24 protein-coding genes, 1 tRNA gene and 1 pseudogene are annotated in these 24,000 nt (G+C 70.0%); 14 read left to right on the forward strand and 12 right to left on the reverse strand.

What is annotated here, in order from left to right; translation table 11 throughout:
* From D7V80_RS02600 to D7V80_RS02610, 3 genes and pseudogenes are all read right to left on the reverse strand, one after another.
* A pseudogene (locus D7V80_RS02600) lies at positions 1-208 on the reverse strand (energy transducer TonB); the annotation flags it as partial.
* An 82-nt stretch (positions 209-290) separates the two neighbouring features.
* Positions 291-1,508, reverse strand: a complete 1,218-nt coding sequence (locus tag D7V80_RS02605; protein WP_233585089.1) for a glycosyltransferase family 87 protein — start codon at positions 1,506-1,508, stop codon at positions 291-293.
* A gap of 58 nt (positions 1,509-1,566) precedes the next feature.
* Entirely contained in the window at positions 1,567-2,958 is a 1,392-nt protein-coding gene (locus D7V80_RS02610) for an NAD(P)/FAD-dependent oxidoreductase (protein ID WP_120586638.1), read from the reverse strand.
* Between the two features lie 437 nt (positions 2,959-3,395).
* Between D7V80_RS02610 and D7V80_RS02615 the strand changes: the two genes are divergently transcribed.
* The 5 genes from D7V80_RS02615 to D7V80_RS02635 all read left to right on the forward strand — a co-directional run bounded on the left by D7V80_RS02615 (position 3,396) and on the right by D7V80_RS02635 (position 6,881).
* Positions 3,396-3,794 (forward strand): ribosome-binding factor A, encoded by a 399-nt coding sequence (locus tag D7V80_RS02615; protein ID WP_120586639.1) that lies wholly within the window; start codon positions 3,396-3,398, stop codon positions 3,792-3,794.
* Positions 3,791-4,948, forward strand: a complete 1,158-nt coding sequence (locus D7V80_RS02620) for an RtcB family protein (RefSeq protein ID WP_120586640.1) — start codon at positions 3,791-3,793, stop codon at positions 4,946-4,948. The genes D7V80_RS02615 and D7V80_RS02620 overlap by 4 nt, the downstream gene beginning before the upstream one ends.
* A 176-nt stretch (positions 4,949-5,124) precedes the next feature.
* Positions 5,125-5,198, forward strand: a tRNA-Gln gene (locus D7V80_RS02625).
* Positions 5,199-5,255: 57 nt separating this feature from the next.
* Entirely contained in the window at positions 5,256-5,786 is a 531-nt protein-coding gene (locus tag D7V80_RS02630) for a non-proteolytic archaemetzincin-like protein (RefSeq protein WP_120586641.1), read from the forward strand.
* A 141-nt stretch (positions 5,787-5,927) separates the two neighbouring features.
* Positions 5,928-6,881 carry a TolB family protein gene (locus tag D7V80_RS02635; protein WP_370452442.1) on the forward strand — a complete coding sequence of 318 codons (954 nt, stop codon included), beginning with the start codon at positions 5,928-5,930 and terminating at the stop codon, positions 6,879-6,881.
* Here D7V80_RS02635 and D7V80_RS02640 read toward each other — a convergent pair.
* Genes D7V80_RS02640 through D7V80_RS02650 form a run of 3 tightly spaced genes read right to left on the reverse strand, consistent with a single transcriptional unit; the run spans position 6,878 to position 8,387 of the window.
* Entirely contained in the window at positions 6,878-7,417 is a 540-nt protein-coding gene (locus D7V80_RS02640) for a DUF3592 domain-containing protein (protein ID WP_120586643.1), read from the reverse strand. The two genes, D7V80_RS02635 and D7V80_RS02640, sit on opposite strands and share 4 nt — an antisense overlap.
* A gap of 45 nt (positions 7,418-7,462) precedes the next feature.
* The gene (locus tag D7V80_RS02645; RefSeq protein WP_120586644.1) at positions 7,463-7,909 is read right to left on the reverse strand and encodes a DUF3592 domain-containing protein; all 447 of its coding nucleotides are present in this window, start codon (positions 7,907-7,909) and stop codon (positions 7,463-7,465) included.
* Between the two features lie 7 nt (positions 7,910-7,916).
* A complete protein-coding gene (locus D7V80_RS02650) occupies positions 7,917-8,387 on the reverse strand; it encodes a DUF3592 domain-containing protein (protein ID WP_120586645.1) in 471 nt (156 codons plus the stop codon).
* A 155-nt stretch (positions 8,388-8,542) separates the two neighbouring features.
* Between D7V80_RS02650 and D7V80_RS02655 the strand changes: the two genes are divergently transcribed.
* Complete coding sequence (locus D7V80_RS02655) at positions 8,543-9,031, forward strand: ankyrin repeat domain-containing protein (protein ID WP_014400536.1); 489 nt, start codon at positions 8,543-8,545, stop codon at positions 9,029-9,031.
* Positions 9,032-9,119: 88 nt separating this feature from the next.
* Here D7V80_RS02655 and D7V80_RS02660 read toward each other — a convergent pair whose 3' ends face one another.
* The gene (locus tag D7V80_RS02660; protein ID WP_120586646.1) at positions 9,120-11,330 is read right to left on the reverse strand and encodes a (Fe-S)-binding protein; all 2,211 of its coding nucleotides are present in this window, start codon (positions 11,328-11,330) and stop codon (positions 9,120-9,122) included.
* Between the two features lie 452 nt (positions 11,331-11,782).
* Between D7V80_RS02660 and D7V80_RS41630 the strand changes: the two genes are divergently transcribed.
* The 6 genes from D7V80_RS41630 (at position 11,783) to D7V80_RS02685 (ending at position 18,566) form a co-directional block, all read left to right on the forward strand.
* Positions 11,783-11,944 (forward strand): hypothetical protein, encoded by a 162-nt coding sequence (locus D7V80_RS41630; RefSeq protein ID WP_014400534.1) that lies wholly within the window; start codon positions 11,783-11,785, stop codon positions 11,942-11,944.
* A 487-nt stretch (positions 11,945-12,431) separates the two neighbouring features.
* Positions 12,432-13,775: a VWA domain-containing protein gene (locus tag D7V80_RS02665; RefSeq protein WP_120586647.1), complete on the forward strand. Its 1,344-nt coding sequence runs from the start codon at positions 12,432-12,434 to the stop codon at positions 13,773-13,775.
* Between the two features lie 166 nt (positions 13,776-13,941).
* Positions 13,942-16,269, forward strand: coding sequence for a protein-disulfide reductase DsbD (locus D7V80_RS02670; RefSeq protein WP_120586648.1), 2,328 nt, complete (start codon positions 13,942-13,944; stop codon positions 16,267-16,269).
* A gap of 56 nt (positions 16,270-16,325) precedes the next feature.
* Positions 16,326-16,913, forward strand: coding sequence for a redoxin domain-containing protein (locus D7V80_RS02675; protein ID WP_120586649.1), 588 nt, complete (start codon positions 16,326-16,328; stop codon positions 16,911-16,913).
* A gap of 70 nt (positions 16,914-16,983) precedes the next feature.
* Positions 16,984-17,598 (forward strand): hypothetical protein, encoded by a 615-nt coding sequence (locus D7V80_RS02680; RefSeq protein ID WP_233585090.1) that lies wholly within the window; start codon positions 16,984-16,986, stop codon positions 17,596-17,598.
* Positions 17,562-18,566 (forward strand): nucleotidyl transferase AbiEii/AbiGii toxin family protein, encoded by a 1,005-nt coding sequence (locus tag D7V80_RS02685; RefSeq protein ID WP_233585091.1) that lies wholly within the window; start codon positions 17,562-17,564, stop codon positions 18,564-18,566. The genes D7V80_RS02680 and D7V80_RS02685 overlap by 37 nt, the downstream gene beginning before the upstream one ends.
* Here D7V80_RS02685 and D7V80_RS02690 read toward each other — a convergent pair.
* Positions 18,542-19,510, reverse strand: coding sequence for an oxygenase MpaB family protein (locus D7V80_RS02690; protein WP_158616534.1), 969 nt, complete (start codon positions 19,508-19,510; stop codon positions 18,542-18,544). The genes D7V80_RS02685 and D7V80_RS02690 overlap by 25 nt on opposite strands.
* Before the next feature lie 165 nt (positions 19,511-19,675).
* Between D7V80_RS02690 and D7V80_RS02695 the strand changes: the two genes are divergently transcribed.
* Entirely contained in the window at positions 19,676-19,912 is a 237-nt protein-coding gene (locus D7V80_RS02695; RefSeq protein WP_120565340.1) for a hypothetical protein, read from the forward strand.
* A gap of 50 nt (positions 19,913-19,962) precedes the next feature.
* Positions 19,963-20,577: a hypothetical protein gene (locus D7V80_RS02700; RefSeq protein ID WP_120586652.1), complete on the forward strand. Its 615-nt coding sequence runs from the start codon at positions 19,963-19,965 to the stop codon at positions 20,575-20,577.
* Between the two features lie 15 nt (positions 20,578-20,592).
* Here D7V80_RS02700 and D7V80_RS02705 read toward each other — a convergent pair whose 3' ends face one another.
* The 4 genes from D7V80_RS02705 to D7V80_RS02720 form a co-directional block, all read right to left on the reverse strand.
* Positions 20,593-21,507, reverse strand: a complete 915-nt coding sequence (locus D7V80_RS02705) for a S1C family serine protease (RefSeq protein ID WP_120586653.1) — start codon at positions 21,505-21,507, stop codon at positions 20,593-20,595.
* Between the two features lie 12 nt (positions 21,508-21,519).
* Complete coding sequence (locus D7V80_RS02710) at positions 21,520-22,410, reverse strand: S1C family serine protease (protein WP_120586654.1); 891 nt, start codon at positions 22,408-22,410, stop codon at positions 21,520-21,522.
* Positions 22,411-22,549: 139 nt separating this feature from the next.
* Positions 22,550-23,029, reverse strand: a complete 480-nt coding sequence (locus D7V80_RS02715) for a hypothetical protein (RefSeq protein ID WP_147446970.1) — start codon at positions 23,027-23,029, stop codon at positions 22,550-22,552.
* A 23-nt stretch (positions 23,030-23,052) separates the two neighbouring features.
* The gene (locus tag D7V80_RS02720) at positions 23,053-23,994 is read right to left on the reverse strand and encodes an HNH endonuclease (RefSeq protein WP_199738342.1); all 942 of its coding nucleotides are present in this window, start codon (positions 23,992-23,994) and stop codon (positions 23,053-23,055) included.
* Positions 23,995-24,000: the final 6 nt, after the last annotated feature.

The raw sequence follows: 24,000 nt of genomic DNA on the forward strand, positions 1-24,000 counted from the left end.
GCTTCACCTCCACGACGGGAGGCGGCGGAGGCGGAGGGGGACGGAAGACGACGTCCACCTTCTTCTCCTTGATGACTTCCTTCACCGTGTTGGCCGCGGTCATCGCCGCCACGGCGATGAGTCCGAAGACGGCGACCGACGCGGTGGTGGAGAGCGCGAACCGCCGGGCGGCGGGGGCGCTGGAAGCGCTGTCGAACGTTTCGAACATGACGGGGACGCATATAGCGACACCGTGTGTCACGAAGGTTCAGGCGCCGTGACACTTTGCCCCCGGCCCTGTTTCGATTGGGTCACGAACCGCGAGCGTTCAAAAATCCGCGCGGCAGGTGAGTCACGGTCTTGTCGGACATCACCGCCGTGGGCGTTCCGTGGCGCCGCGTCTGCCACAACAGCGCGATCAGCAGGGCGGAGTACGCCACCGCGAACGGCCGGAAGAGCAACACGCGCCGGGTCTGGTCCGCGCCCAACACCGCGTCGGACACGACCATGCCAATGAGGGCCACCGCGGCCACGCACACCTGTCCCAGCCGTGAGCGTCCCTCCAGCGCCGCGCGGATCACCGGCCACGCGAGCAGGTAGTTCGCGCGCCATGCCAACGGTGACAGAAGCGTGACGCCCAGGCAGCAGAACGCGAGCAGCTCCACCGGACCGGGCCGTGCCCACACGAGCGCGCCGATGAACAGCCCCAGCGCCACGACCTGCGCCCCGGTCATCGAGCCAGCGGGAGGCAGCGACTCCGCGGGCAGCACCAGCGACAGCAGCAGCGTGGGCAGGCCCTGCGGGTTGTGGCCCAGCGCCCATGGCGGCGTGGTGCGCGCGAGGATCTCCGTCCAGTCACGCAGCTGTGACAGCGTGCCCGCCCAGCCGTAGCGGCCCAGCGTGGGCAGCACCAGCAGGACCCCAAAGAGGGCGGTGGTCCCCACCACGCGCCAGTGCCGGCGCGCCAGGAAGAACAGTCCCAGGAGCGCGGCCGGAGGCTTGAGCAGGCACGCCACGGCGAAGGCCGCGCCAGGGCCCCACGCGCGGCCCCGCTCGGCACCCACGGCCGCGAGCACCAGCAGCCACAGCAGCACGGCGTCCACCTGGCCGTAGAAGATCTCGAAGGAGAACGCGGGCAGGAGCGCGGCGGTGGCGAGCACCGGAGCCCACGGCCACGGTGTGGCCTCCGCGTCCCTGGGGACCGCGCGGCGCGTGAGCACGGACACGGCGCCGAGCGCGAGCACGGAGCCCAGGTTCCACAGCGCCACGGCCGCGCGCGGCGGCAGGGCGGTGAAGGGCAGGAACAGGGGCGCGGTGACGGGCGCGTACTTGAACGGCATGGTGCCGTCCTCGGCGCGGTAGAGGTCCGTGCCCTCGCGGAAGCGCTCGGCGGCGGTGAGGTAGACGCGGAAGTCCGCGCCGCGCCGGGGATGCTGCCCCACCGCCACGGCCGCCACGGCGAGCACCAGCAACAGCGCCCACTCCACCTTCAGGGACGCGCGGTGGCGGGCGGGCTCAGCGGTGCTCATTCACGGGCGGGGACACGGTGGGGCGCGCACCATTCCACGCGGGAGCGCCCCGCCGCAATCACAGCCCGTAGGCTTCCAGGAGCCGCAGCCACACCTCGCTCACGGTGGGATACGACGGCACCGCGTGCCAGAGCGTGTCCAGCGGCACCTCGCCCGCGACGGCGATGGTGGCCGCGTGGAGCATCTCGCCCACGCCCGGCCCGGTGAACGTGGCGCCCACGATGACCCGGCGCTGCTCGTCCACCACCAGCTTCGCCGTGCCCTTCAGGTCCTTGCCCATGACGGACGCGCCGGCCACGTTGCCCAACTCGTACTGCACGGTCTTCACCGGCACGCCCGCCTTGCGCGCCTTGTCCTCGGTGAGGCCCACGCTGCCCACCTGCGGGTGCGTGAAGATGACCTGCGGCGTGGCCTTCGCGTCCGCCCACGCCTTCACGGGCTTGCCCAGCAGGACGTCGCCCAACAGCCGCGCCTGGTACTTGCCCATGTGCGTGAGCAGGTTGCGGCCGTTCGCGTCGCCGCACGCGTACAGCCAGCCGCCGTCCACACCCGTGGCGCGGAGCTGATCATCCACCTCGATGGTCGCGCCGGGCTTGAGCCCCACCGTGTCCAGGCCCAGGTCGTCCGTGCGCGCGGTGCGGCCCATGGCGACGAGCAGCGCGTCCGCGCGCAGCGTGTCCCCGCCGGTCAGCGTGATGGTGTACTCGCCCTTTTCGCCGGAGCGCTGCACCTTGGTGGCCTGCGTCTCCAGCAACACGCGCACGCCGGAGTCGCGCAGCGCCTCGGCCACCTGCTCGCCCACGAAGGGCTCGAAGCGCTTGAGCACGCGGGGCCCGCGCTGCACCAGCGTCACCTCCGAGCCCAGCTCGCGCCACGCCTGCGCCAGCTCCACGGCCTCCACGCCGCCGCCCAACACCACCAGCCGGCCCGGCACGGTCTTGGCGCCGGTGCCCTCGCGGTTGTCCCAGGGCTTGGAGTCCTTCAGGCCCGGGATGTCCGGCAGGCGCGGCTTGCTGCCCGTGGCGACGACGACGGCCTGCTTCACCTCCAGCTCGCGCACCTTGCCGTCCTTGCCCGTGACGGCCACCTTGCGAGGGCCGGTGAGCCGGCCGTGGCCGCGCATGACGGTGAGCTTCGCGCCCTCCGCCCACTTCACCTGGGACCTGTCGTCGTAGCCGGACACCATCTGGTCGCGGTGCTTGAGCACGGCGTCCGCCTTGAGCGGGCCCTGGATGAGCTCGCGCACGCCGGGCGTGTGCTTCGCGAGCCACAGCGTCTCGCCGGGATGCAAGAGCGCCTTGCTGGGCATGCAGGCCCAGTAGGAGCACTCGCCGCCCAGGAGCTCGTGCTCCACCAGCGCGACCTTCAACCCTCCCGCCGCCGCGCGCGCGCCCGCGTTCTCCCCCGCGGGACCCGCTCCAATCACCACCACGTCGAAAGTCTCGGCCATGACGCCTCCTGGCCCCTGCTTGCCCGGGGTCGGCCGTCCCGCCAATCCGACTGGCGCCGCGCGTCGGATGGTGGATGGAACGGCTGGTCACCAGAGGACAGCACCGCCTTGTGTCAGGACCTGGAATGCCCCCGCGTCAGGGCACGGACGGATGCGCGTGTCTCCCCGCGTCCGTGGACGGTCCGCGCATCGGCTTGCGCGGCGGGAGGTGTGCCATGGGACGTGTCGCCAAGGTGGTCTCGGTCCGCTCCGCGGGGTCGCGCTTCTAGCGTCACCGGCGGCGTCCAGCGCCCGTCCGAAGGCAGCGCCGTCCGAGCGCTGTCGCGGCCGTGGAGGACGCCATTGCCGTGAGGTCCAGACGGCGTGTCCGCGCGGTGTCGTTCGCGTGCACACCCCGGCCGTGCTCCGGCACGGCCCGCAGGAATCCGTCTTCGTTCATGTCCTCTTCCAAGCATCGCCGTACCCGCGCGTCCAGCCGGCGCTCGGGCTCCTCGCTGTTCCATGCCGAAGCTCCGTCCGCGCGTCACCTGCGCGTCCAGTCCACCCTCTCCGAGGACGTCTCGCTGCTCTTCCGGAGCGAGCTGTCCGACCCCAGGCTCGAAGACATCACGCTGACGTCGTGCGAGCTGTCCCCCGAAGGCCGCACCGTGCGCATCGGCTACTCGCTGCCGCACGACGCGGACCCCGCAGCCGTGAAGGAGGCCCTCGCCCGAGCGGAGGGCTTCCTGCGCTCGCGGCTCGCGCAGCACCTGAACCTCAAGCGCACCCCGCACCTGCGCTTCGTCCTCGTGGGCACCGCCCCACGCACCGAAGCAGAGGACGGGGGTGACGCATGATGCCCCGCGTCCTCGAAGTCCCACCGGGCGCGGTGCCACTCCTCGCGTGGGCACGCACGGTGCCCCCCGCGGCCCTGAAGCAGCTCCAGCGGCTCGCCGCGCAGCCCTACGTCACGGAGCACGTGGCGGTGATGCCGGACGTGCACCTCGCGTCGGGCGTGGCGGTGGGCACCGTCTTCGCCACGCAAGCCCACGTCGTCCCCGGCGCGCTGGGCAACGACCTGGGCTGCGGCGTGAGCGCGCACCGCTTCGCCTTTCCCGCCGCTTCGCTCTCGCGCGCGGACCTGGAGCGGCTCCTGTCCCAGCTCGCCCGGGTCATCCCGGTGGGAGACGCGGTGCACCGGGGCCGGGGCCTGCCCCTGCCGCCGGGGCTCGAAGCGCCACCGCTGTCCACCCAGAAGCTCGCGCATGCCTGGGAACGGCTGGCGCCGCGTCACCTGGGCACGCTCGGCGGGGGCAACCACTTCCTGGAGCTGGACCGCGACGGGGCAGGGGACCTGTGGCTGCTCATCCACTCCGGCTCGCGGGGCGTGGGGGGCGCCGTGGGGGAACACCACCAGCGCGTGGCCCAGGCGCTCGGACAGGGCACGCCGCCCGCGCTCGACACCGGCACTGAAGCGGGCCGGGCCTGCGTGAATGACCTGGACCTGGCGTGCCGCTTCGCCCGTGCGAACCGCGACCAGCTCGCCGTCCGGGCCCTGGCGGTGCTGGCGGACGTGCTGGGCGTGGCCCCGGATCCGGACCGCACCGTGGACGTGCACCACAACCACGTCGCCTCCGAAGCGCACTTCGGCCGCGCGCTCTGGGTCCACCGCAAGGGCGCGGTGGGGCTGGATGCCGGAGCCCGGGGGCTCATCCCCGGCTCCATGGGCACGGCCTCCTACGTCGTCGAAGGGCGGGGGGAGCCCCGCGCCTTCCGCTCCTGCTCGCACGGCGCGGGCCGCGTGCTCACCCGCACGGAGGCCCGCGCCCGCATCCGCCCGGACGCCCTGGTCCACGCCCTGCGCCGCGTGGTGTTCGACCCGGGCCGGACGCACGCCCTGGTGGAGGAGGCCCCCGCCGCCTACCGGGACCTCACCGAGGTGCTGGAGGACGAGGCGGACCTCGTGACGCCCCGCGTCCGGCTCACGCCCCTGGCCGTACTGAAGGGCTGAAGGGGCCGCACCTGTCGGGTGGATGACAGCCCGGCCCCCCAGCAGCCTCCCGAGTGGCGTCCGGGGGGAGTGATCCACCCCCGCACGCCATGGATGGAAGGGTCCAGTGTCAGAGTGGGTTCCCGCGCCCGTCAAAGTGCCGTAGTATTGGCCCACGAGTACGCGTGCGAACCTGCTGGGGCGTCGTCTAATGGCAGGACGTCAGACTTTGACTCTGATTATCAAGGTTCGAATCCTTGCGCCCCAGCCACTCCGCTCCGGGGGGACGCGGTAACGTCGTCCGTCCGGAAGCAAAGGCGGTGGGCTGATGCCGCAGAAGACGCTCCTGCTGGTCACCGTGGGCAGTCCACCGTCCGCGCTCGTGAACGCCTTGCAGGATCCGCTGGTGACCCATCTGGGCGTCAGCTCGGTCGTGAGCCGGATGGCGCTGTCGTCGCCGGCCTACGCCTTCAACAAGGACCGCGGCCAGTATCACTGCAACGCCATCATGCGCCGGCTGGGCACGGTGCTGGATGAGTCGCCGCAGGAACTGGTGATGGGCGTGACGGACGCGGACCTCTTCGAACCGGACTCGCCCTTCGTCTTCGGGCAGGCGGACCGGGAGTCCAAGGTCGCGGTGATGAGCCTGTTCCGGCTGCGCCAGGGTGCGGAGGGCGAAACGCTCCGTCGCCGCGTGCAGGTGGAGGCGGTGCACCAGGCCGGGCACCTCATCGGCCTGTCGTACTGCGAGGACTCGCGCTGCGTGATGTTCTTCCCGCAGTTCCCGCAGGACATCGACCGCAAGTCGCTGGGCCCCTGCAACGTCTGCCGCAACGAACTGAACCGCCTCAACCGCTGAAAGGCCCTTGCGCGCTCCCGGACACGGGCGCGCGTGAATGCCTCCGTGTGCGTTGACGTCCTGTCCGGCGCGCCCTGTAGTGTTCGGGCGCGAAGCGCGTGTGACAGGGCCGGCACGGCGGGAGACACAGCGATGATGGGCATGCGGCGATGGCTCGGCGGAGTGGTGGCGGTGGGGTTGTTGGGTGCGTGCGAGCCCACGGACTTTGGCGGTGGCGGCACCACGGGTGACGTCCTCTTCGACCGGGGCTTCGCCTTCGTGCGCGGCGACCGGAACATCTACGTGGTGGACGACGACGGTGACCCCAACAGCCCGCAGCGGCTGACGACGGCCGGCGGCGCGTACACGCCGTCCATCTCCAAGAACGGCAACAGCATCGTGTTCGTGCAGCGCTCGGGCAACACGTACTCGCTCCAGACGGTGCCCACCACGGGCGGGCCGGTGGCCACGCTGCTGAGCACCAACGACGCGGCCTGCGGCAGCTGCACCGGCTTCCGCGGGCCCACGTTCAGCCCGGACGGCCGCTTCATCGTCTTCGCGTTCGAGCGGACGTCGGGGGCGCTGAGCTCGCTGGCGCGCATCGGGGTGGATGGCAGCGGCTTCGTGGAGCTGACGCCCAACGCGGGCATCGCCTTCGGGTCGCCGTCCTTCTTCCCCTCTGGCAACACGGTGGTGGCGCCCGCGGGCAACAATGCCTCCTTCTACAACCAGCTCGCGTTCGTGCCGCTGGGCGGAGGTGTCACGCAGTTCGTGTTCATGGGCGGTGACGTGCTGGCCATCGCGAACCGCGCGGTGGTGTCCCCGGATGGGCGGCAGGTGGCGCTGGACGGGCGGCAGTCCAATGGCAGCACGCGCATCTTCGTGGGCAACGTGACGACCAACGGCCTCAGCGGCGCCCTGCGGCGGCTGACGGACTACACGGCGAGCACCGTGGAGGAGAGCTTCCCCAGCTGGACGAGCAGCACGGAGCTGGGCTTCCTCTTCAACGACTCCGGCGGTGACCCCAGCATCTACCGCGCCCCGGTGTCCTCCACGGCCAGCTCCGTGACGCTCGCGGTGCCCGCCGCGAACGAGCCCTTCTACGGGCCCAACTAATAGGCGCCGAGCTGCCGCTTCTCCCCGGAGGGATGTGGCCGCGTGCGCGAGGGCGTCTCGTCGTAGTTCCGCAGCGTGCCCGCGGGCGTGGGCCCGCGCGGCGCCGGAGCCTTCTTCCTGGGCGCGCTCATCAGCATGAGGACGAGCAGCACCAGGAGCACCGCCATGCCAATCACCCCGGTCGCGGCGCCCAGCAGCCCGACCTCCGTCCCCACGCGCTGGTGACGGTACGGGTTGTCCGGCAGGTAGTGGACCTCCAGCGGGTCCCCCTCGGAAGGCGCGGAGGAGAAGAGCGAGGACGAATTCTCGGAGTACTTGCCACGGACCTCCGCGCCGTCCTCCAGGTAGAAGACGTACTCCACGATGCGCTGCCTCCCGTTCATCCAGCTCGTGCGGACGCTGACCACCTCGCCCCGGGCGTGCAGCCCCCGCTCCCGCAGCTCCAGGGTGAGCTGATGCTGGAGCAGCAGCCGCACCAGCACCACCAGGACGGAACCCACGAGGAACACCCCGACCACGATTGCGTTCAAGGGCATGGCAGCGCTCAGGATGACGGGGGGAGGGAGGTGGAGGCAACCGGGCTACGGGCTCCACTCGCCCATGGGGTGGGGCATCATCAGCTGGTACATGATGTACCCGCCCACGACCATGACGAGCACCAGGACGACCATCGTGGCCACGAGCGTGAGCAGCCCGACTTCCGCCCCTACGCGTTGATGCTGGCGGGGGTCGTCCGGGAGGTAGATGACTTCGAGCGGGTCCCCCACCGAGGGATACGAGCGCAGGGGGCGCCTGCTCAGGCGGAGCGCCTCGTGGTGCTCCGAACCGTCCGGCAGATGGAAGGCGTACTCCATGATCACGGAGTTCGACAGGAAGTCCGTGCGCAGGTTGACGACCTCGCCCGGAGCGCGCAGTCCCCGCGCTCGCAGCTCCTGGGTGAGCCGGTGCTGGCGCAGCACCCCCACCATGGTGAACAGGCAGGCCCCCGGGAGGATGGCCCAGAACAGGAACCCGAAGATGGAGGTCATGAATCCTTCAGGATGGGGGAGGGAGGGAGGTGGAGGCAACCTGGGTCGTGTCTGGCTCGGCCCTCGCCAACAGGGCCACCCCTCCGATGAGGGTGAGGAACACCTCCACGACGCTGAGGAACAGGGCGAGTCCCAGCGACATCACCCCGTGGCCCTCCGGGAAGCTGCGGCGCGGGTCGCTCTGTCCATACTGCACCTGGATGCGGTCCCCGGGGCGCAGCCGCTTCCACAGCTCCGAGGAGATGTTCCGCCGGTGCTCCTGGCGCTCACCGCCCTGGGGCGTGAAGGCGTAGACGAGGATGTAGTCGCTGTCATCCGAGGCCGCGAGGAACTCCTTCTTCACCACCGTCCCTTCCGCGTGAAGCCCCTCGCGCAGGATGCCCAGGTCCCGCCGGTACGATCCCCAGGTCAACACCAGCATGGACGCGCCCAGCACCACGAACGTCGCACCCAGGACCCGCGCCGCGAAGAGAGCCACGCCGTGCCTCCTGCCCGTCTTTTAAGTGGGCACCCGGCGGCGCGAAACGGCAATGCCCTCCCTTCTCCGCCGTAGAGCCAGCGCGTGGGCCCCTCCCTGGCGCCGCGTCCGCCGAACCGCCATGCTCCCGCGCGTCCTGTCCGGAGGTACGCACCGTGTCCCTGTTCGATGCCGTCGCCGCGGGTGACCGCGCCGCCCTGAGCGCCCAGCTCGACGCGGGCGCGGACCCCAACCCCTTCGACGACGAGGGCCGTACACCGCTGATGATGGCCGCGCGCTCGGGCCAGGACGACCTGGTGCAGGTGCTCCTGGAGGCCGGCGCGGACCCCACGCTGCCGGACTCCGTGGGCGAGACGCCCTTCGTCGCCGCCGCCGCGTACGGCCACCTCCGGGTCTGCGCGCTCTTGTCCCCGCACGCCACCGCGGACGAGAAGGACATGGCGCGCACGCTGCTCAAGAACCAGGGCATCGACGAGATCCCCGCGCGTCCCTCGCGCGCTTCCGAGGTCTCGCCCGACGACTTCCGCCGCAAGCTCGCCTCCGCGGGCGCCTACGTCGCGGGCAAGCTGGGTGACGCCGGCGCCACCAAGCGCCTGGAGCGCGTGCTGCGCTCGGAGGGCAACGCGCCCAAGGGCCGCAAGTAGTCTCCCAGCCTTCGAAAAGGCGAAGGGCCCGGCCGCTCCCATTTCGGGGAGCCACCGGGCCCTCGTCACATCTGGAGCCGGACCTGCGCTACTCCGGCTTGGCGCTCACCACGGGGCTGGGGCTCACGGTGCCGCCCTTGTTGGTCGTCTCCATCGAGTCCGCGACCAGCTCGGTGATGTCCTTGATTTGAATCTGCTCACGGCCGGTGTCGTTCTTCGCGTCGTTGAGCATCGTGGAGCAGAACGGGCAGGCCACCGCGACGATGCCCTTGCCGCCCGGCTCCTTGTAGTCGCCCACCATGCCCGGCTTCTTCTTGTCCGCGGCGTCGGGGTAGGGCGTGTTGGGGTCCTCCGCGTGCTTGAGCGTGAGGGCCGCCTCGTTCATGCGGTTGTGGTTGATGCGCGTGCCAATGTGCTCCTCCATCCACATCCGGCCGCCACCGGCGCCGCAGCAGAAGCCCTCGCGCTGGCTGCGCTGCATCTCCACCACTTCCAGGCCCGGGATGCTCTTGAGCACTTCACGGGGCGCGTCGTACACGCCGTTGTGACGGCCCAGGTAGCAGGGGTCGTGGTAGGTCAGCTTCGTTCCGGCGTTCATCACCGAGGACAGCTTGATGCGCTTGTCCTTGAGCAGCTCGTTGATGAGCTGCGTGTGGTTGATGACGCGGTACTCGCCGCCGAACTCCGGGTACTCGTTCTTGATGGTGTTGAAGCAGTGCGGGCACTGCGTGATGACCGCCTTCACGCCCATCGCGTTCCAGGACTCGACGTTCGTCTTGGCCAGCGTCTGGTACAGGTACTCGTTGCCCATGCGGCGCGCGGAGTCGCCGTTGCACATCTCCTGCTTGGACAGCGTCGCGAAGGACACGCCCGCCTCGCGCATGATTTTGACCAGCGCGCGGCTCACCTTCTTCTGCTTGTCGTCGTAGCTGCCCGCGCAGCCCACGAAGAACAGGTACTCGTACTCGCCGCCGTCGCCCCAGGTGGGCAGCGCCAGGTCCTCCGCCCACTCGTCGCGCCGGTCCTGGCCCAGGCCCCAGGGGTTGCCCTGGCGCTCCATGCCCTCGAACACGCGCTGGATTTCCGGCGGGAACTCCGCCTTCACCTGCACCTGGTAGCGGCGCATGTCGATGAGGCGCGGGACGTTCTCGATGAACACCGGGCAGGCCTGCTCGCACCAGCCGCAGCTCGTGCACGCCCACACCGTCTCCGCCTTCAGCGCGCTGCCGACAATCTCAGGCAGGGGCTCCTTCACGCCGTTGGGGCCGTAGCCCTCCTCCACCCAGCGCTCGTTGTCCCAGAGCCAGTGCTTCAGGTCCTGGTTCACGGCCTTGTGCGTGAGCGGCTTGCCCGTGATGTACGTGGGACAGTGCGTCTGGCACCGGCCACACTCCGTACAGGAGTACAGGTCCAGGCCGTTCTTCCAGGTGAGGTCCTTCACCGTGGCGGCGCCGAACTCCTCCTTCTCCAGGTTGGGCGTGGACAGCTTGCCGGTGGAGTGCGTGCGCTGGAAGAAGACGTTGGGCAGGCCCGTGATGATGTGGAAGTGCTTGCCCAGCGGCAGGAAGTTCAGGAACGCCAGGATGATGGTCAGGTGGATGAAGAAGCCCGCCACGCCCAGCACGTGTGACGCCGTCACGCCCAGGGGCATCATCAAGAGGCCCGTCAGGCTGGTGATGGGCTCCCACCACACCATCGCGGCCGGCGCCGCGGGCACCTGCGTGGCGCCCACCGGCACCTGCTGCGCGGCGGCGTGCGCGGCCACCATGTGGCTGCCGCCGAACATGAACTCGGTGATCATCAGGCCCGCGATGAAGCCCAGGATGAGGTAGGCCTCCCAGGACTGGGACATGCGGTCCGGCTTCACCTTCCAGCGCGTCCACACGAAGTAGGCCACGCCCGCGAGCGCCAGCGCCGCGACGATGTCCTTCACCAGCAGGTAGACCTTGTAGAGGCCCAAGAGCGGCGGCGCCACGTCCCACGCCGGGTGGGAGAGGTCGGTGAGCACGTCCAGCGCGGTGGACGAAAAGCCCATCACGAACAGCATGATGGTGCGCACCGCCAGCACCATGAACGCCGCGTAGATGAAGATGTGGAACAGGCCCGGCGTGAACTCCTCCGGATCCACCATGCGCTTCTGGCCCAACCCGAAGCGCACCAGCTGCGCCACGCGGTAGGGGATGTGGTCCAGCCGGTTCTCCTTCTTCATCGCGAGCAGCACGCCCACGCGGCCGGACATCGTGATGGCGAAGATCGAGACTGCGCCTGCCAGCAGCAGGCCGGTGATGATGGGGTTCATGGAACCTCGGGACCCTCTGGGGCCGCACGGTGGCAACGCCGGTTGCTGCGACGCGGCAATTCTGGAGTGATTGTCAACCCTAGCAGGGGTGATTCGCGAATCAAGCACCGTGCGGGGGCCGTGTCCCGCAGCGTTCCCTCCACCGCTTCCAGACCGCCCTCCAGGGTGGTGCCTACCCACCCTCCGCCCCGGACCTGCCGTGCGCGAAACGCCCACGCCTGGCGTGCCGGAAGGCAGGCGGCCGGGCGTGATTCGCCGGACGATCGCAGAACTTTGCTGTCCCGAGGGCTTTACAAAACAGGGCCGGGCTCCCAACATGCTCGTAAATCGGTCAAGAAGCGCTTGTAAAGGGACCCGCATGGGGCGGGCCCGGTGACCGACGCAGGGCGTCCAAGGGGACGCGAGCCGTCACAGGCCGTACACCCCGTGAATGGAGCGCCGAGGAGCCGGACATGAGCCACGACGAGAGCACGTACCTGGACGAGGGGTTGGAAGACCTGGAGCTGTCCGCGACGGGTGAACACGGCCGTTCGGTTCCGCTGGACCCCACGGATGACCGGCGCTGGGGCCATCTGGATGAAGAGGCCTGGGGCGGCTGGCACGTGGCGGAGTGACGCCCTGCCCCCGCGGCCCGTGGCCTGCGCGGGGGCCTTCGTTGTCGAACCTGTCGGACTGTCGGACAGGTTTGGGAGCTGACACTCCCGGAGGCTGATGCAGTGCGCTGGACGCCGTGACGCTCCCCGCCCAAGGCCGGGTCGAGCCCCGCGCAGCGGTCCCCGGAATGACCGGTGCCGGACCGTCAAAAAGTAAATCCGTAAAGCGCTGAACGAAGCTGCCGGAATCCGCGTGTCTGTAGGTGACGCAGGGCGTCCCGAGGCGCGCCGGGTGGGTGATCGCCGGTGCCGGGCGAGGCTCGGGAGACCAGGGATTGGTCGGGCCGGACACGTTGCTTTCACGACCGGAAACCCGACATCCTCCGGGAACAAGCGACAGGATTTCCGGGCGGACGCGGGCCCGTGCAGGGGCGTCCGGGGCCAGGAGGTCGTCGCGACGGCAATCGCGAAGGGCAGGATGGGGCCCACCCACCATGCGGGAGTGCGGATGAAGCAGACGGCCTGGGCAGTGGAGCGCGACGCGGAGGGCGGCCGCGAAGTGCTGCTGCTGGTGACCCTGGAGGCCGAAGCGGAGACGCCTCGGGCCCCGGTGGCGGTGAACCTGGTCATCGACCGCAGCGCGTCCATGCGGGGCGCGCCGCTGGCGGCGGCGGTGGAGGCGGCGCGCGCGCTGGTGGAGCGGGCGGGGCCCAAGGACTACGTGGGGCTGCTCACGTTCGACGCGGACGCGGAGCAGGTGCTGCCCGTGCGCGCCATGGAGTCGGGCGCGAAGTCGGCCTTCCTGAAGACGCTGTCCCGCCTGGACTCCGGTGAAGGCACCGCGCTGCACGAGGCCGTGGAGAACGGCGCGGAGGCCGTGCGGCGCGTGCTGGTGCCGGGCGCCCGGCCGCAGCTGCTCATGCTCACGGACGGCGAGCCCTCCGTGGGGCCCACCGCGCTGGGCGAGTTCAAGGTGCTGGGCCAGCGGGTGCATGACTCCGGCGTGGCGCTGCACGCGCTGGGGCTGGGCAAGCACTACCTGCCGGAGATTCTGGAGGCCCTCACCGGCCCGTCCGGCACGGGCTTCACGCACGTGGACGACGCGGAGGGCCTGCCGCTGGCGGTGGGCGCGCTGGGCGCGGAGCTGTTCGGCGAGGTGGTGGCGGACGCGCGCGTGTACGTGCTGCCCACGGGCTTCGCGGACCTGCGCTGCCGTCACCGCTACCCGTCCCGCGTGGAGGGTGACGCGATGAGCGCCGCGCTGGGGGCGGTGTCGCACGCGTTCCCGCGCCGCGTCCTCTTCGCGGGCGCGCTGGAGAAGGGCGACTGGAACCTCACCGTCAGCACTTCGTACACGGAGCACGGCGACACCCGGCGGGTGTCCGTGCCGGTGACGCGCCTGTTGCCGGACAGCGAAGAGGGCCGCTTCGTGCGCGCGGTGTCCGCGGAGCTGGAGCTGGTCTCCTACGAGGCCGCCGCCTGGAAGGCGCTCTCCCGCCGTCAGCAGGACGCGGCCGAGCGGGCGCTCGAGGGCGCGGACAAGGGGCTCTACAAGCTGGCCCGCCTGGGCTCCGCGGAGGTCCCCGCGCAGCGGCACGTGGACCGCCTGTCGGACCTGCGCCGCGCGGTGGAGCGCCGTGCGGCCCAGCCGTCCGCCCTGGGCGTGCGCAGGGCGCAGTCGGAGGTGTCGCGCATCACCATGAGCCGCATCGGGCCGGCGCTTCCGGCCGCGGTGAATGTGGGCCCGCCCCCGCGGCCGGCCCTGCCCGCTCCGGCGAACGGCGGAGCGCCGGCGGGGACGATGGACGGCGCGGCGCTGCTGCCCTGGAAGACGGGCAACACCGAGCCGTAACCGGCCGGAGTCCTTGAGCGTATGGGAAGGGCGCGGGGGCCCGGGGTGGTCCCTGACGCCGGGCGTGCGGGCATGCGGAATGCCCGGCTGCCCGGAAGGTTGAGTGCATCCCGCGGGGACGCATCCCAGGTAGCACGGCGTTTCCAGGTGGATTAACGGGAGTCGCATGACGCATCCGTGGAGCAAGAGGTCTGGAAGCCGGCTCGGTGGGCTGGGCGTGGTGGGCGCGCTGCTGTTGGCGACGTGGGCCCAGGCCGCGCTGCCGCCCACCGCCGTGGGCAGCACCGCGCCGGACGAGGGAGACCCGCGCCTGGAGGGCGCGCTGCTCCTGGATGCCACGCAGGTGAAGGCGGGCGGCGACTTCCGCGTGGGCGTGCGCCTCAAGATGGACCCGGAGTGGCACGTCTACTGGAAGAACCCGGGCGACTCCGGCCTGGCCACGGACGTGTCGTGGGATGTGCCGGGCGTCACGGTGGGCGACTTGCGCTGGCCCTTCCCCAGCACGTTCCGCACGCCGGACGGCTTCATCACCACGCACGGCTACCACGACGAGGTGCTGCTGTTCGCGCCCGCGCGCGTGTCCGAGAACGCCTCGGGCACGCTGAACGTGTCGGCGGCGGTGGACGCGCTCGCGTGCAAGGTGCACTGCATCCCCGCGCAGCTGGTGCTGACGCGCACGCTGCCGGTGGGGCCGGAGACGGTGACGGACCCGGAGTTCGCGCCGCAGTTCGACGCCGCGCAGGCCCAGGTGCCGGCGCCGGTGGGGGCGCAGGGCGCGCCGCGCGTGGCCCTGGCGCTGGACGGCACGACGCTGACGGCGGGCAAGCCGTTCACCGGCAAGCTCACGGTGACGGCGGCGGACGGCAAGCCGTTCGCGGGCGGCGTGGAGGATGACTTCTTCGTGCCCGGCCGCATCCTGGGCGTGGACACCGTGAAGCTGAAGCAGACGGCGCCGGGGACGTTCGCGCTGGAGGGCCAGGCGTCGTCGGTGGTGCCCAGGGGCGAGCCCCGGCTCACGGGCGCGCTGCGCCTGGGCACGAAGGCCACGGGCTTCACGGCGGTGGACGTGGACACGGCGCTCGCGCCGATGGTGGCTGCTGACGGTGCCGTGGCGGGCCCGGCGCCCCTGAAGGTCCCGTCGGTGAAGGACGCGATGGGCAAGGTGAAGCCCGCGGTGGTGGCGGCGGCGCCGGCGGCGTCGGGCGAGACACCGCTGGGGCTGGGCGTCGCGCTGCTGTTCGCGTTCCTGGGCGGCGCGCTGCTCAACCTGATGCCCTGCGTGTTCCCGGTGCTGGCGCTCAAGGCATACGGCTTCACGCGGATGGTGCAGGAGGAGAAGGGCAAGGTGGCGCCGCACGCGGCGGCGTACGCGGGCGGCATCCTGGCGACGATGCTGCTGCTCGCGGGCGCGGTGCTGGCGGTGCGCGCGGGTGGAGCCAGCGTGGGCTGGGGCTTCCAGTTCCAGGAGCCGCTGTTCGTCGCGGGCGTGAGCGCGGTGCTGGTGGCGTTCGCGCTCAACCTCTTCGGCGTCTACACGCTGGGCGCGGACGGCACGGCGCTGGCGGGCAAGGTGGACCAGAGCCACGGCCTGATGCGCAGCGCGGGAGAAGGTGTGCTCGCGGTGGTGCTGGCGACGCCGTGTTCGGCGCCGCTGTTGGGCACGGCGGTGGGCTTCGCGTTCGCGGCGGGGCCGGCCACGGTGGTGGCGGTGTTCATGGCGCTGGGGTTGGGGCTGGCGCTGCCCTTCTGCCTGCTGGTGCTGGTGCCGGGGCTGGCGAAGCGGCTGCCCAAGCCGGGCATGTGGATGGAGCGCGGCAAGCAGTTCCTGGGCTTCGCGCTGTTGGGCACGACGGTGTGGCTGGTGTGGGTGATGGGCGGGCTGGCCGGCGTGGACGGCATGGCGCGGCTGCTCGCGTTCCTCATCGCGGTGGGGCTGGTCACGTGGCTGTACGGCCAGTCGCAGAGCCTGGAGGGCGGGCGCCGGGGCGTGACGGTGGCGCTGGCGGTGCTCGTGCTGGTGGGCGCGGGCGCGGTGGCGCTGCGCTTCGAGGAGGCGCAGGCGTCGCTGGAGACGCGCGGCGCGGCGGTGGCGTCGCACGGTGGCGCGCAGCCTTGGGACGAGTCCGCGGTGACGGCGGCGCTGGCGGCGGGTCAGCCGGTGTTCGTGGACTTCACGGCGGACTGGTGCCTCACGTGCAAGTTCAACGAGCGCACCGTGCTGTCGCGCGACGACGTGCGGCAGGCGTTCCTGAAGCACAACGTGGCGTTCTTCGTGGCGGACTGGACGCGGCGGGACGCGCGCATCACCACGAAGCTGGCGGAGCATGGCCGCGCGGGCGTGCCCATGTACCTGGTGCTGAGCCCGGGTGCGCCGGACAAGCCGGAGGTGCTGAACGAGCTGCTCACCGCGGACAGCGTCATCCAGGCGGTGCAGCGCGCGGCGGAGTGTGGGTCACCGTTGAAGGGTGGCTCGGTGGTGTGTGCCCGGCCTTGAGCCGGGAGTGAAGTGGCGGTTCGTTGCGCGGCGTTCAACTCATTGGAGGTTCCGTCATGAAGCAGGTCTTCAAGGCTCTCGCTCTCACCGCGGCGTTCGTGTCCGCTCCCGTCTTCGCTGCTGACACCGCGGAGGTGGGCAAGCCCGCTCCGGCGTTCACGCTGAAGGACGAGGCGGGCAAGGCCCACTCGCTGTCCGAGTACAAGGGCAAGGTGGTGGTGCTCGAGTGGACGAACCCGGAGTGCCCGTTCGTGAAGCGGCACTACGACGCCAAGACGATGCAGAACACGCAGAAGGGCTTCGACGCGAAGAAGGTGGTGTGGCTGACGGTGGACTCGTCCTCCACGCACAACGCGAAGAGCGCCGCGGACTGGAAGAAGAAGGAGGGCTTCAGCCAGCCGGTGCTGCTGGATACGGACGGCACGGTGGGCAAGAGCTACGCGGCGAAGACGACGCCCCACATGTACGTCATCGACGGTGAGGGCGTGGTCCGCTACGCGGGCGCCATCGACAACGACCCGCGCGGCAAGGAAGCCACCAAGGTGAACTACGTGCAGACGGCGGTGGACGCGCTCCTCAACGGCAAGCAGGTGGCGACCCCGACCTCCGAGCCGTACGGCTGCTCCGTGAAGTACAAGAGCTGAGCGACTGTCCGTCGTGAGGTTCAAAGGCCCGTGTCCCTGTGAAGGGACGCGGGCTTTTTCGAAGTTGACGTTGTACTTTTTCTTCGGGAAATTCCGTACCACCATGCCTGCCGCCGTCCATCCCGTGCTGGAGCCGGGCCGCGTCTATCGGACGAAGGAGCTGGCCACGTGGGGCGTGAATGCGCCTCGGCTGGCCCGGCGATTGGTGGGCGAGGGTGTACTGATTCCCCTGGCGCATGGGCTCTACGCCTGTCCGAAGCGGGGGCGCTTCGGCGTGGTGGCTCCGTCCGATGAAGCCATCATGAAGGCGTTCCTGGAGGGCGGTCCGTTCGTCTTCACCGGACCGGACCGATGGAACGCGCTCGGGTTGGGAGCCACGGCGGTCTTCGCTTCGGCGCTCGTCTACAACACGAAGCGCTCGGGTCGTTTCGAGTTGGGGGGAAGGACCTTCGAGCTGCGGCGGGTTGCCTTCCCGCAACCTCCGACGCCGGAATGGTTCGTGGTGGATCTCTTCGAGAACGCCGGGAGTGCCGGCGTCGTGCCCGCTCAGTTGTCGCGTGCATTGACGCGCGCACTGAAGCGACGCGCGTTCGATGCCCGGCGGCTCGGGGAGATGTCTGACCGGTTTGGTAGGCAGAGCACGCGTGAGTGGATCCACGAAGCGATCCGCTCTGCCTCTGCATGACCTTCATCCACGACGACCCTGAATTCGATCAACTGCTGCGAATCGTCGCCGACACGCGGCGGCTCTCCCTTGGCCTCACCGAGAAGGACTACTGGGTCACCCATACGCTGTGGGCCCTGCATGACGCGGGCTTCGAGGTCTGGTTCAAGGGCGGCACGTCGCTTTCGAAGGGCTTTTCGCTCATCCAGCGGTTCTCGGAAGACCTGGACCTCAAGCTGGAGGCAGGGTCGATCGCTCTTCCCCGGGTGACGGACTGGAGCCGCACCGGAGCAGGAGCGACGAAGGCCCGCCGGGCGTACTTCGAGGCCCTGGCCGAGTGCATCCAGGTTCCCGGGGCGCGGACGGAGCTGGATGTCGATGGAGCGGATCGGTACTGGCGCTCCGCGAGCGTGCGCATCCTGTATCCGGCACAGCACCTGGGCGGCATGGTGGGAATCCTGCGTCCCTTCGTCCTCCTGGAGGTTGGCAATGCGCGGGTGACGCCCTTCGTCCGGCGCGACATGGCGTCATTCGTCCACGAAGAGCTTGAGGTCCAGCAGCAGCTGGCGGACTTCAAGGACAACCGTCCCAGGGCCGTGCGGTGTGTTCATCCCATGGTCACGCTGTTGGAGAAGGTGGATGCCATCCAGCGCCGGCTCCAGAAGGAGCCGCTGGAGCCTGCCACCTTCGTTCGCCATTACGAGGACGCGGCACGCATCATCGCCGCCGAGAATGCGCTACCGCCTCTGCCTGACTACCCGGACGTTCGTGCGTTGGCCGAGGAGATGATCCGGCAGAAGCAGATTCTGGCGCCCCCTGCCGGTGACGTGCGGCACTTCCTCCCAGGTGGTGAAGGCACCGCGGCCATCCAGGCCGCCTTCGAGGCAATCGCCCCGATGTTCTGGGGGCCACGTCAGACGCTGGATGAGGCCGTGGCGGCCCTCTGTGCCTGGTTCACCCGGTTTCATTCCGCGTCGCGGTGGGCGTAGTCCGGGCCCAGGCCTTCGATGCGGTAGGTGTTGCCGGGGTAGGTGCGGTTGAGCGTCGTCTCCAGGGTCGACGGGTAGCGCTCCAGCGAGACGCGGCGTTTGACGCGCTTGCGCAGCTTGAGGGCGCCTCGGACCAGGCCTCCCACCCAGGCGGGTGGGGATTCGAACTGGATGGCCGGTAGCAGACGCGGTGGCACCAGGCTGAGGCTGATGGGGGCCACCAGCGGACGCAGCGGGCGCGGCACCCAGCCGGCGAGGATGTCCACGGTGGACTGGGCCACGCGGTGGCTGGCCTCGTTGGGGACGAACTCACGCGCCTCGTAGTCGCGGATGAAGGCGTCGTAGGCGGGCTTGTCCTCGGGGAGGTCCTTCAGTCCCATGCGGCGGCCGATTTCGCACCAGTAATGGAACCAGGCCTCCTGCTCGTGCTGGGTGAAGGGACGCCAGCCGAACTCCAGCATCCACTGGATGGGGAAGTCGATGAACGTCCACAGCACGAAGAGGAAGTCCTCGTTCGGGATGCGGAAGAAGGAATGGATGTGGTTCATCTGCTCCAGCGAGCGGCGCCCCTCCGCTCCATCCCAGCCGCACTCCATGAACCGAGCGATGAGCAGCCGCGTGTCGTCGTAGCGCTTCTGGCCTCGCTTGTTGAACTCACCCGTGCGGTCCAGGAGGCGTGAGACGGAGCGGCTGCCGTAGGTGTGGAAGAGGGCAATCTCCGTGGACCGCACGATGTCGAAGGGGAACTCGTAGTTGGTCAGCAGGTGCACGATGCGCTGGCAGTCGCGCCGTGCATCCAGGGAGGCGATCTCCCGGCTCACTTCGGGCAGACGCGCTCTCCAGAACGGCTTCCGGTAGACCGGGCCGGGCACGCGAGCGGCGGATGGCTTTCCCGCGCCGCTGAAGGGACAGCTGGAGGGGACAGCGTCGGCCGGGTGGGTCATGGCGGGGCGGCTCCGGGAAGCAAGGCGACTGGCGATGCTACCCCGCTCCATGACGGCATGCCGTACCCCTGCCGCCCCGTCTGTCGCATGCAGTGGCCTTGTCGGGGGAGGGGACGCGCCGGACCTTGTCCTGGAGGGCAGGACATCCAGACAGGAGACGCGACCATGGCCAGCAACAAGGGGCCGCCGGTGAAGGGGCCCGAGCGCACGGATACCCACAGCGCGGAGGAACTGGAGCGTGAAGCCAGGCACCAGCGCCCGGGCACCGAACGCGGCGACGTGACGGACGAGGACGTGGGCGAGGACCGCATCCTCCAGAAAGGCATTGGCGGCTACGGCGCGCAGAAGGGCACGGAGCCCGCGAGGGAAGCGCCGCCGCTTAGCGATGACGGCGAACGGTAGCGCTGGCTGACGCACGACGGGCGAGGCCTCCGCGGGCTTAGAGTGCCGCCATGGCCTCCGCCCGCCTCGTGCGTTCCTGCTGCGTCCTGGTGCTGTTGTTCTTCGCGATGCCTGGGGTGGCGCAGGAGACGCCCGCACCGGACGCACAGGCGTGGCTCGCGCAGCACAACGCGGAAGCAGTGCGCGTGAACCAGACCGCGATGGGCATCCTGTTCGGCTGGGCGGTGCTGAACATCGGCACGGGCGTCGCCGGACACTTCGCGAGCGAGGGCGAGACGCGGGCCTTCTTCCAGGCGAACGCGGCCTGGAACGTGGTGAACCTGGTCATCGCGGGGCTCGGCTATCACGGACAGGCGACGGCTGATCCAGCCTCGTGGGACCTGGCGCGCAGCCTGTCCGAAGGGCAGCGGATGGAGAAGCTGCTGCTCTTCAACGCGGGCCTGGACGTGGGCTACATCGCCTTCGGCGGGTTCCTGTGGGAGCGCGGAATGCGCAAGGACTCGGAGCGCTTGAGGGGCTGGGGCAAGAGCGTGCTCATGCAGGGCGCGTTCCTGTTGGTGTTCGACGGCGTGCTCACGTTCCTCAACGCGAAGCTGAACGGGCAGCTCACGGCGCGCCTGGTGCCCGCGCCGGACGGGGTGGGCTTGATGCTGACGTGGCCGTGAGCTGCCCCGTTGAGCTCAGGCCGCCACCGGTTCGCGGCGGTGGCGGGCCCGGGCGGAGACGTCCTTGCGGCGGCCCTTGCGCAGCACGTCCAGGTGCACCTCTTCCCCGGCGGCGAGCGCCATCAGCCGTTGCAGGTCGTCCACGCTGTTGACCGGCCGGCTGTTGATGCCGAGCAGCAGGTCGTCCGGCTGGAGGCCGGCGTCGTCCGCGGGCGTGCCCTCCTGCACCTTCAACACGCGCACGGCTCGCGGCTGGCCGGTGTCCTTCGCGAGCGCGGGCTCCAGGTTCACCGCCGTGGCGGCGATGCCCAGGAACTTCCGGTCCACCCGGCCGCGCTGGATGAGCAGGCTCGCGACCCAGGCCGCCGTCGTGGCGCTCACCGCGAAACCAATCCCCTGCGCGAACGGCAACACCAACGTGTTGAGCCCCACCACGCGCCCTCGCGTGTCGAGCAACGGCCCGCCGGAGTTGCCCGGGTTGATGGCCGCGTCCGTCTGGAGCATCCCCTCCAGGATGACGCCGTCGGGCAACGTGATGCTGCGGTTGATGGCGCTCACCACGCCCAGCGACACCGACTGCTCCAGGCGGAAGGGATTGCCAATGGCCATCACCAGCTGCCCCACCCGCACCGTCTCCGGATCCGCGAGCGGCAGCGTGGGGAAGTCATCGCCTTCCGCGCGCACCACCGCGAGGTCCGTGGGCGCATCCGCGCCCACCAGCGTGGCCCGGCGCTCCTCGCCGTTGTGGAGCTGCACGGTGAGGCGCTTGGGCGTGCGCATCACCACGTGCCGGTTGGTGAGCACGTAGCCATCCGGCGTGAGGAACAGGCCGGTGCCGTGGCCGCGCGCGTGCTCCACGCCCACCACGGCAGGAGCCGCGCCGGCCACGAGCCCTTCCAGGTCATCCGAGAGCTGCTGCAACAGTTTCATCGCCGGCTCCTTTCAAGAACGCTTGCCCACGGTGATGGGCACCTCGCGCAGCTCGCCCGCGCGCAACACCTTCGCCTGGATGGACGCGCCCACCTTCTCGTCGCCCAGGTAGCCCAGCAGGTCCTCCACGCCGTGCAGCGACTGGCCGCCCAGGCTCACCAGCACGTCGCCCAGCAGCAGCCCGGCCTTCTGCGCCGGCCCGTCCGGATCCACGGAGAGCAGGATGAGGCCCGACTTCGTGCCCTCGATTTCACGCGGCAGGCGCACCGGGTAGGCGCCCACGCCCAGGTAGCCGCGGCGGATTCCGCCGTGCTCACGCAGCGAGTTCGCCACGCGCGTCAGCGTGCCGCCGGGGATGACGACCGCGGCGGTGCGGGAGAAGGCCGCCGTGGGGATGCCCAGGAAGCGGCCCTGCGCGTCCACCAGCGCGCCGCCGGAGAAGCCCGGAGGCAGGTCCGCGTCGGTCTCCAGGTAGCGGTCCACCTGCCCGCCCGCGTGCGTGCGCCAGTCGCCGCCGAACGCGCTGACGATGCCCAACGTGGCCCGCGCCGTACGCCCCGGCCGGCCGAGGGCCAGCACGATGTTGCCCACCTTCACGTCATCGAGCGGCGCGGGCGCGAGCGCGGTAAGTCCACGGACGTCGGCCTTGAGGAGCGCGAGGTCGGTGCTCGGGTCGCGGCCGACGAGCTCGGCGGACACCGAGCGGCCGTCCGCGAGGCCCACCTGGATGGAGCCCTCGTGCTCGACGGCGTGGCTGGTGGTGAGGATGTGACCGTCGGCATCCCAGACGACGCCGCTGGCGCCCCGGCGACGGCGGGCCTCGACGCGGACGAGGGAGGGAGCGATGCGCTCGACGACGGTGGAGATGGACTGCGAGAGGGACTGGAGGGCGTCGGTGGACATGGCGTGTTCCTTTCGAGCCTGAAACTAAAGGGCTCGAAATCGCGCCACATCGGCGGACCGGGCAGGACGGCGACCTACCCATTCAGGCAGGACGCCTCTCCTTCCGGAGAGGTGCCTCGCCGTTCATCCAGGCACTGCGTTACATCTGCTCCGAGAATCGCGCCGTCCACTCGGAGGGGATGTCCCGTGGACCCTTGGTCTCGATCCACTCCCGCAGCTGTTGCCTGAAGGCACAGGCCGCCGCCCCCCAGTCGGCCCAGGCAAACGGAACCTGCTGCCAGTCGGGATTCGAATCGCCGCCGCCCATGCCGGCGACAATCGAGAGGAGAACGGACTCGCCCCGGCGCTCAAAGAGGAATGCCGAATCGCCCTGTTCGCAGGAGTCGAGCGTGTGGGTTCCTTCGGCCGCGAGCCCGGTCAGGGTGGCGTTGATTCCGTCCCACCACTCCCCCAGGCACACGTCGTCGGGTCCCCAGAATCCCATCCCGGGGACCTGCCTGCCGGCGATCGTCCATCGCAGCTCGCCGTGGATGTGGGGCTCATCCTCATGGAGCTCGGTGAGGGGACGGCGCTCCGTGTCCTCGCCAGGAACATGCGCGCTCAAGAGTTCCAGCTTCACGGACGCTTCGGCCATACCGGAACCTAGCTCACCTTGCGGAAGCGCTCGTAGCGCTCTTCCAGATAGAGCTTCTTGGGGCGCAGTTCCTTCGCGCGCGGCAGCTGGAGTGTCTTGCCCACGAAGCCCTTCAGCGCGTGCTCCAGCGTGGGGCCGTCCTGGGTGGCGAGCAGGCTGGGCGCCAGCTCGATGACTCCGTCGGGACGGATGCCCATCAGGTTCGTGTCGAAGGCACCGTGATGGAGTCGGCAGAGCGCAAGCCCGTTGGGGACTTCCGCGTGGCCTCGCTCGTCACGGTCCGGAAGAATGTGGGCGCCGTCCAGTAGTTCCTTGCGAGGAAATGCGCAGACGGCGCAGCGGCATTGGTATGCCTTCAGGACGTGTTGGCGGAAGGCGGCTTGATGCAGTCGTTTCTTGGCCTGCACCGTGGCGTAGCGCCGCTCCATCGACAGCAGCTTTGCGTCCGCGGTGAACGTATTGGGTTGAAAGCGGTTCACCTTCTCCGGTTCATCCACCATGACGTGGAAGGAGCGCTCCTCAAGATTCACGTTGGAGATGTAGACGGGCCACAACGGCCGGTACACCCCTGGTGCGACGCCGTAGAAGTAGATGAGCGGTACTTCCGCTTTCTGCATCCGAACCAAGCGCCTGTTGTCGCGTCCCTCTACGTCTTCGCCTTGAAAGCGGTACAGGAAGGCATCGTCCGAGGCCACCTCACCGTCGTTGTATCGCGCAACGCGGTTCCCTCGTTGCTTCGGCGTCTTGATGGACAGCGCGGTCTCTTGCATCTGCCGGGGCCAGAATATGCCCCGCGACTTGTTGGCGAAGAAGTGCTTCTCTCCGCGGAACGTGAAGCCTTTGTGAATGAGGCCCCAAGGCAACACCTCTCCGTGCCGCTCCATCAGCGCCTGCAAGGCATTGAAGGCCGCCAGTCGGATGGCCTGGTCGTTGTCTGAGGGCGTGGGCACGGGTCC

Source organism: Corallococcus sp. CA054B (assembly GCF_003611625.1).
GTDB classification, from domain to species: domain Bacteria; phylum Myxococcota; class Myxococcia; order Myxococcales; family Myxococcaceae; genus Corallococcus; species Corallococcus coralloides.

What these genes read in the sequence shown, in the direction of transcription:
- D7V80_RS02660 (WP_120586646.1), bottom strand. Translation starts at nt 11,330, where the DNA reads ATGAACCCCATCATCACCGGCCTGCTGCTGGCAGGCGCAGTCTCGATC.
- D7V80_RS02710 (WP_120586654.1), bottom strand. Translation starts at nt 22,410, where the DNA reads ATGTCCACCGACGCCCTCCAGTCCCTCTCGCAGTCCATCTCCACCGTC.
- D7V80_RS02620 (WP_120586640.1), top strand. Translation starts at nt 3,791, where the DNA reads ATGATGCCCCGCGTCCTCGAAGTCCCACCGGGCGCGGTGCCACTCCTC.
- D7V80_RS02615 (WP_120586639.1), top strand. Translation starts at nt 3,396, where the DNA reads ATGTCCTCTTCCAAGCATCGCCGTACCCGCGCGTCCAGCCGGCGCTCG.
- D7V80_RS02675 (WP_120586649.1), top strand. Translation starts at nt 16,326, where the DNA reads ATGAAGCAGGTCTTCAAGGCTCTCGCTCTCACCGCGGCGTTCGTGTCC.
- D7V80_RS02645 (WP_120586644.1), bottom strand. Translation starts at nt 7,909, where the DNA reads ATGACCTCCATCTTCGGGTTCCTGTTCTGGGCCATCCTCCCGGGGGCC.
- D7V80_RS02700 (WP_120586652.1), top strand. Translation starts at nt 19,963, where the DNA reads ATGGCCTCCGCCCGCCTCGTGCGTTCCTGCTGCGTCCTGGTGCTGTTG.
- D7V80_RS02690 (WP_158616534.1), bottom strand. Translation starts at nt 19,510, where the DNA reads ATGACCCACCCGGCCGACGCTGTCCCCTCCAGCTGTCCCTTCAGCGGC.
- D7V80_RS02610 (WP_120586638.1), bottom strand. Translation starts at nt 2,958, where the DNA reads ATGGCCGAGACTTTCGACGTGGTGGTGATTGGAGCGGGTCCCGCGGGG.
- D7V80_RS02630 (WP_120586641.1), top strand. Translation starts at nt 5,256, where the DNA reads ATGCCGCAGAAGACGCTCCTGCTGGTCACCGTGGGCAGTCCACCGTCC.
- D7V80_RS02640 (WP_120586643.1), bottom strand. Translation starts at nt 7,417, where the DNA reads ATGCCCTTGAACGCAATCGTGGTCGGGGTGTTCCTCGTGGGTTCCGTC.
- D7V80_RS41630 (WP_014400534.1), top strand. Translation starts at nt 11,783, where the DNA reads ATGAGCCACGACGAGAGCACGTACCTGGACGAGGGGTTGGAAGACCTG.
- D7V80_RS02605 (WP_233585089.1), bottom strand. Translation starts at nt 1,508, where the DNA reads ATGAGCACCGCTGAGCCCGCCCGCCACCGCGCGTCCCTGAAGGTGGAG.
- D7V80_RS02670 (WP_120586648.1), top strand. Translation starts at nt 13,942, where the DNA reads ATGACGCATCCGTGGAGCAAGAGGTCTGGAAGCCGGCTCGGTGGGCTG.
- D7V80_RS02665 (WP_120586647.1), top strand. Translation starts at nt 12,432, where the DNA reads ATGAAGCAGACGGCCTGGGCAGTGGAGCGCGACGCGGAGGGCGGCCGC.
- D7V80_RS02635 (WP_370452442.1), top strand. Translation starts at nt 5,928, where the DNA reads ATGCGGCGATGGCTCGGCGGAGTGGTGGCGGTGGGGTTGTTGGGTGCG.
- D7V80_RS02705 (WP_120586653.1), bottom strand. Translation starts at nt 21,507, where the DNA reads ATGAAACTGTTGCAGCAGCTCTCGGATGACCTGGAAGGGCTCGTGGCC.
- D7V80_RS02695 (WP_120565340.1), top strand. Translation starts at nt 19,676, where the DNA reads ATGGCCAGCAACAAGGGGCCGCCGGTGAAGGGGCCCGAGCGCACGGAT.